At 51.8% G+C, this 2,119-nt stretch carries 2 protein-coding genes and 1 pseudogene; all 3 read right to left on the reverse strand.

Annotated elements, in window-relative coordinates; translation table 11 throughout:
• A pseudogene (locus tag CX664_RS27925) lies at positions 1-202 on the reverse strand (reverse transcriptase domain-containing protein); the annotation flags it as partial.
• Entirely contained in the window at positions 183-710 is a 528-nt protein-coding gene (locus CX664_RS27930) for a reverse transcriptase domain-containing protein (protein WP_219622296.1), read from the reverse strand. The gene CX664_RS27930 and the pseudogene CX664_RS27925, both read right to left, overlap by 20 nt.
• Before the next feature lie 669 nt (positions 711-1,379).
• Entirely contained in the window at positions 1,380-1,853 is a 474-nt protein-coding gene (locus CX664_RS24550) for a group II intron maturase-specific domain-containing protein (protein ID WP_101749239.1), read from the reverse strand.
• Positions 1,854-2,119: the final 266 nt, after the last annotated feature.

Genomic DNA, 2,119 nt, shown 5'->3' on the forward strand with positions numbered 1-2,119 from the left:
CAAAGCAATGACCCCGATATTCAAGCTCCTTGTCGAGTTCGTCGAGGACCACATTAGACAGTAAGGGTGATAAAGGCCCACCCTGTGGCATGCCTACCCTGGTAGGGTAGACATTGCCCTCAATCATGACACCGGAGCGCAGATAGCGACCAATCAGTTTCAGAAGGCGTTTGTCGAGGATCTTACGGGAGACCCTCGACATCAAAACGTCGTGATTGACCGTATGACCGCCATGGAAGGTGGGAAGTCTGGTTTTGCAGGAGCAAAAACCAGCCAAAGAATTTACTCAGATCAACGTCAACGGCGTAATGCAGACCCCTGTTGATCAACTGCTTAACCTGACGGACTCCGTCGTGTGCTGACCGTCCCGGTCGGTAGCCGAAGCTGTTTGGAGAGAAACCCGGATCAAAGACAGGGGTCAGCACCTGCACAATGGCCTGCTGTATGACCCTATCCATCACGGTAGGGATTCCCAGCAAACGCTCACCACCGTCCGGCTTTTCTATAACATGCCGACGCACGGGTGATGGCTGGTAGGTTCCGTCCAATAAGGCTTGACGCACTGAAGACCAATGCTGTTTGGCAAAGTCTGGATAAGCTTCAATGGTGACTCCATCGATACCCGGAGCACCCTTGTTGCTTTTGACCTGTTTCCATGCACTTGCCAGATTAGCCGGTTCAAGTACGCAATTTAGTAGATCATGGTTCAAAGCTGGTTAAAGATTCTGTCGCCAAGTACGGTGAGTCGCCGGACGGCTGCATCGCCTTGAGGGAATCAGTCTCCTCTTTGTCATCGATGTTTGGCCCTTCGCTGACGACTTCCCGTCCGTTAATGACTTCTGTCGTACAGCTACTATGGCCTCTGCTGACTTCTGCCCAATCACCATGCGGAGTTGCCTCTGCTGGCGCTATTGGTTGCCATCGGGTTTGCTCGAACAGGATGATGAGTCACTGCTCGCCGAGCCTGTTGTAACCAGTGGCTGAGAACTGGGAGTTACCAATCGCATGTTGAACAGATCTCCCCGGATAAGGACATGGACTTTCAGTGCACAACCGCCGCATTTACCGTGTCTCACGAACCATAGGGCTTTGTGATCCTTGGCTCACTCGCCCAGAGACTCAGCCTTATATGCGATTTCTGTACGTCGGCTCGCACCTTTGCACTCAGACTGCCTCCGCACAGCCCCTCACGGGACTGCACTTGCCTTAAGCTAGTGGTTGTCATCAGCAGGCGTCTTTACCGCCAGTCAGATGTAGGTTCTCCCACAGGGGACTTTCACCCCATTAGTTCATGCCCATGCCGGGCGTACATCGGGTAAGGGCTGGTCTTTCTCCGGCCCTCCCCACAGCACCCGGCATGCGGGTCCGCACCGGGCGGTTCAACGATGATGGTGAAACCTGATCCATAAGTCTTTCAATGAAACAAGCCCAATTTTCGCGAGGTAACTGTTATTCAGTGCCTGTTGTACCGCATAAGTTTTACTCAGACGGTAATACCCTTTGCTGCTGGCTGCGATCTTGGCGGCGTTCACTTTATCAACGCCTAACCTGACCAAATTCTTAAAACGGGTTTTCGGCTTGCGCCATTGCTTCAGAAAGCAGCAACGGATTCGCCGACGTATCCATTGATCCAGCAGGGGAATTGGTCGGTAATATTCCGATAACCGGAAATACCCCATCCAACCCCGGATATATTGCGCCAGTTTGCGTAACCGATGTTGCATTGAGACACCCCAGCGACGACTGGTCAACTTGAGTATCCGGTATTTGAATCGGTCCAGACACTTCTGGGCCCAGCGAACTTTCTTCCCTGTGAAGGTGAAACTCAGGAATTCGCTTTCTGTTGCTTTCACAACCTTCTCATCATAAAGAGCTTTTCCGGGAGTTAATCTTCAGTTTCAATTTGCGTTCAATGAATTGGGTAATGCTGTGCATCACCCGATCCCCTGCACGCTGACTTTTGACGAGAATAACGAAGTCATCACACTCTCTTACTAAAGAGCCTTGCAAAGCAATGACCCCGATATTCAAGCTCCTTGTCGAGTTCGTCGAGGACCACATTAGACAGTAAGGGTGATAAAGGCCCACCCTGTGGCATGCCTACCCTGGTAGGGTAGAC

The sequence above is a fragment of the Endozoicomonas acroporae genome, from assembly GCF_002864045.1.
GTDB lineage: Bacteria > Pseudomonadota > Gammaproteobacteria > Pseudomonadales > Endozoicomonadaceae > Endozoicomonas > Endozoicomonas acroporae.